Annotated in this window: 2 protein-coding genes and 1 pseudogene; all 3 read right to left on the bottom strand. The window is 69.9% G+C overall.

Features of this window, described 5'->3' with window-relative positions:
* Positions 1–173: pseudogene (locus ABZT12_RS39175) on the bottom strand (helicase associated domain-containing protein); the annotation flags it as partial.
* Positions 174–199: 26 nt separating this feature from the next.
* Positions 200–1,834, bottom strand: a complete 1,635-nt coding sequence (locus ABZT12_RS39170; RefSeq protein ID WP_356394613.1) for a serine hydrolase domain-containing protein — start codon at positions 1,832–1,834, stop codon at positions 200–202.
* Positions 1,827–3,692, bottom strand: a complete 1,866-nt coding sequence (locus tag ABZT12_RS39165) for an alpha/beta fold hydrolase (protein ID WP_356394610.1) — start codon at positions 3,690–3,692, stop codon at positions 1,827–1,829. The genes ABZT12_RS39170 and ABZT12_RS39165 overlap by 8 nt, the downstream gene beginning before the upstream one ends.
* Positions 3,693–3,916: the final 224 nt, after the last annotated feature.

Raw genomic sequence — 3,916 nt, 5'->3', positions numbered from 1 at the left:
AGGGGGTACGGGCCGGGGGCTTCCTTGTGTCCGCAGGGGACGCGGGCGTGACCCTCGCGGGCGGTGAACCGCTTGAGTGCGGCCCAGCTGCGGGTCCAGTCCTGGCGTTCGGTGTCGATCACGTGGAAGGACACCCAATTCGCGACCATCACCGGGTCCCGGGGAGCGGCGAACCCCCCCGGAGCCTCGTCCGCGCGTGTCACTGTGTCCGGTGGCGGTGCAGCCGTCCGTGGTTGCGCCACCACACTACTTTCCCGTCGGGTCCGCGCACGAAGTCGGAGCGGGTGCCGACCGGTCTGCCGTCGGGGGCGAGGTCCAGTGCGAAGTCCTCTCGGTAGAAGGCGACTCCGACCTCGCTGGTCTGGTCCTGGACCGCGTCCTCTTCGTCGGAGGGGACCCCGGCCTTGCCGGCCGGGCCCTGGACCGTTTGGGTACCGCGCAGCCGTCCGTCGTACCGGGTCAGTTCGATGACGGCGTCCTCCACGGCGCCCTCGTCGTTGATCCGCTGGGCGATGTAACGGCCCTCGTGGGGTGCCAGCTCCTGACCGCTCATGGCGGTGGGCCTGGCCGGCAGGTTGGTCACCCCGGCGAACCGGCTGAGGGCCCAGTCGTTGGTGAACAGCTCGTCCCGGAGCCGCGTCCCGCCTTCCGAGTTGGTCAGCAAGGTCAGTGCGAAGCCTCGGCTGGGAACCATCAGGAAGCCCGAGATCTGACCGGGCCAGGTCCCGCCGTGCTGCACGATCCTTGGTCCCTGTGCGGTCGGACGCAGCATCCAGGTGACTCCCATGCCGTCGAGTTCCACGACCAGCGTGCCGCCGGGGCCGGGTTTGGAGTGCATCTGTTCCAGCGATGCCCTGCTCAGCAGTCGTGTGCCGTAGGGAGCCGTACCGTTCCCAAGGTGGAAGCGGGCCCAGCTCAGCTGGTCGCGCACGCTCGAGATCAGGCCGCCGGTCGGCGCGAGGCTTCGTGGCTGGGGCCAGAAGGACGGATCCAGCACGGCCTTTCCGTCGACGACGTTGTGTGACGCCGCGACGTTGAAGCCCACGATCTCATCACTGGAGAAGCGGGTGTGGTCGAGGCCGAGCGGATCGATGACCAGTTCGCGCACCGCCGCCTCGTAGGCCGTGCCGGTCACCACCTCGATGATCCGTCCGGCCACGCACAGCGCCGCGTTGTTGTAAGCGAACACCTCGCCGGGGGCGGTGAGTTGCGGCAATCGGGCCATGGACGCCACGAAGCGGGCCAGCGCGTCGTCGCCAGGGCCGAAGTCCTGGTAGTCGTCGCCCAGCCACCCGGCGCTGTGGTTGAGCAACTGCCTCACGGTGACCTGCGCCGACGCGTACGGGTCGGCGACCGCGAATTCGGTGAGGTAGCGGCGCACCGGGGCATCCAGCTCGACGTCGCCCCGCTCGACCAGCCGCATCATCGTCGTGCCGGTGAAGGTCTTGGTGGTCGAACCGACCCGGAAGACGGTGTCACCGTCGACCGGGACGGGATGGTCGACATTGGTGACCCCGTACCCCTTGACGTACTCCTGGCCGTCCAGGAGCACGCCCACCGCCGCTCCGGGGATCGAGTACGCCCGCATGGCCTCCTCGATCTTGGAGTCCAGGGCGCTGAACGGTGAGTTCTCCGTACCGCCGGTGCCACCGCCGTGAACAGCGGATCGCGGGGACGCGGCCGCCGTCGCTGCCGTCCCCAGCGAGACGCTCGCGCAGCCCACCGCTGCCGCAGCACTCAGAAAGCCGCGGCGAGACCACCGCGCGAGGCCGGGAACCCCGGACGGCGTGGAGCCCACGGTGTCGGAGCCCGCCGACAGCAGATCGTCATTCACGGGTTCCGGCTCCCTCACCGTCGGTGACGAACGGCGCCGGCTTCACGGAGCTCACGCACCGGGTGTCCGGGCTCACGGGGTCGTCGAAGAAGGAGGTGATCACCTTTGCCCCGCACGGAGTGTCGAACGTCCCGTGGGCGACACCGGCCAGGGTGACCACCGTGGAGCGGGAAAGCGTCCGGGCCACGTAGCGCCCCCACTGAGCCCCCGTCTGGGCGTCGAAACCTCCGGAGATGGCAAGGGTGGGAATGCTGCTCCGAGTGACCGCACGAACGGAGTCGGGTGCCTTCGGGACGTCCCAGGCCTGACATGCCTGACGGAGGAACGGCAGCTGCGGCGCCTGGGCCAGGACCGAGCGGGGGAGCTCGGGGAAGGCTTGCCGCCCCTTGGCGAGCTGCTCGGCGGGGGTCTCGAACGGAACCCATTCGCTGCACCACACGCTCAGCGAGAACCCGTGGGCGAACATCCCCTGCGAGCCGGGAAGCCAGGCGGCCGCCCACTGCTCGGCGATGCGCTCGGGGCGGCCGTGGGCCAACTCGTCCACGCCCACCGGGAAGGTGTCGGGGGCGTGACTGGCGCGAACCAGCCAGTTCAGCAGCGCCCCGCCGTCGAGGACAACCTTCACCGTCCCGACCTGCGGCACTGTCACGTGTGTGGTGACCGGACGAGCCTCCAATTGACGCACCATGCGCAGGAAGGTGGCACCGATGTCCGGGTGGCGCTGCCGGCACGCGGGCTGGGTCGCGCAGGCTCTCACGATGTTGTCGAACGCCTCCCTCATGCTGCTCCACGTCCAGCCGGGCGTTGCGACCGACGGCGGTACGACGCCGTCGACGGTCACGGAACGGACCCCTTCGGGGAACATGCGCATATAGGTCAGCGCCAGCTGTGTCCCGTAGGAGTGCGACAGGACGTTCCACTGGCGGATTCCCAGGGCCCTGCGCAGATCCGCCACGTCGGCGGCGTTCTCGCTGGTGGTGTAGGCAGCCGGATCGACTCCCTGGGCTGTCAGGCGCTCGCGGCACCGGGCCGCCGCCTGAACGTATCGGTCTCCGGTGGAGGGCGCGTCGTAGAGGAGGCTGACGCGCTCCCCGTAGAACCGGTCGATCTCGGGACAGGTCAGCGGCCGCTGGGACGAGTACGTTCCGCGCTGGGACAGGACGACCAGATCACGGTCGCGGTTCAGCCCGGCCTCGGTGAGTTCCGATATGTTCCCGAGGGCGTCCGCGCCGGGCCCGCCGGTGAAGAACACGATCGGATCGGGGTGCGGCCTCGGTGATGCCGAGCGGACGAGCGCGACGGCCAGGCGAAGGGTCCGCGCAGACGGATGGGCCCGGTTCTCCGGTACGACGAGGAAGCCACAGCGGGTGTCCTTCAGCTCTCCGTAAGTGGTGGGGCAGGGGGCGGGCTCGAAGCGCGACGACGGCTGCTTCAGTGCCGCCGGTGTCTGAGGCAGGGTGAGTACGGTGCCCGGAAAGATCCAGTGGCCCCGGTCACTGGAGGCGTACCCGTGCCGACGGGCCTCATCCTCGATGCTCTGCTGATTGAGGGAGTAGACGCTGTCCCACCGCAGTGCGTTGCCGAGGGCTTGCCGGGCGATATCCGACAACGTGTTCCCGGAGGCGACGGTGTGCGTGCCGGCCGTCGAGCGTGCAGCCAGCGACTCACCGGCCGGCCGTCCCGGTGACAGGCCGGACTGTGGGCGGTTGATGAAGGAGGGGTGGCCCGCCCTCGCCGGGGCCTTGTGGCGGGTGGCGGCCACGCCGGACATGCCGTGGGCCGGAGGCGCGCTCAGCACCGTCATGCCGGCCAGGAACATGGCGGCTGCGGCAGCCGTGCCGCGGTTGCGTATGGGCATGTCGTCCTTCCGTATCGGTGCCGGTGAGCCCACCGGCACCGATCGAACTCGTCTCCGTCTGGGTGGGGATCCTCAGCCGCCATGCTGCGAAGACCACCCGCCCCCCCGCACTCCGGCAGACCCAACAGGGTTACACGCGTGCCCACCGGCAGCGCGTGGACGGCGGTGGGGGCCACGACGAGGCGGCCGAGCGGTGTGGTCGCCTGGTCGAGCAGCCCGTGTAG

Origin of the sequence: Streptomyces sp. NPDC005423 (genome assembly GCF_040606415.1) — a bacterium.
GTDB lineage: Bacteria > Actinomycetota > Actinomycetes > Streptomycetales > Streptomycetaceae > Streptomyces.
The sequence above is the reverse complement of the archived record's forward strand: the minus strand, read 5'-3'. Positions and strand labels throughout refer to the sequence as shown.

Coding starts and splice junctions, on each gene's coding strand:
- ABZT12_RS39165 (WP_356394610.1), bottom strand. CDS start 3,692: ATGCCCATACGCAACCGCGGCACGGCTGCCGCAGCCGCCATGTTCCTG.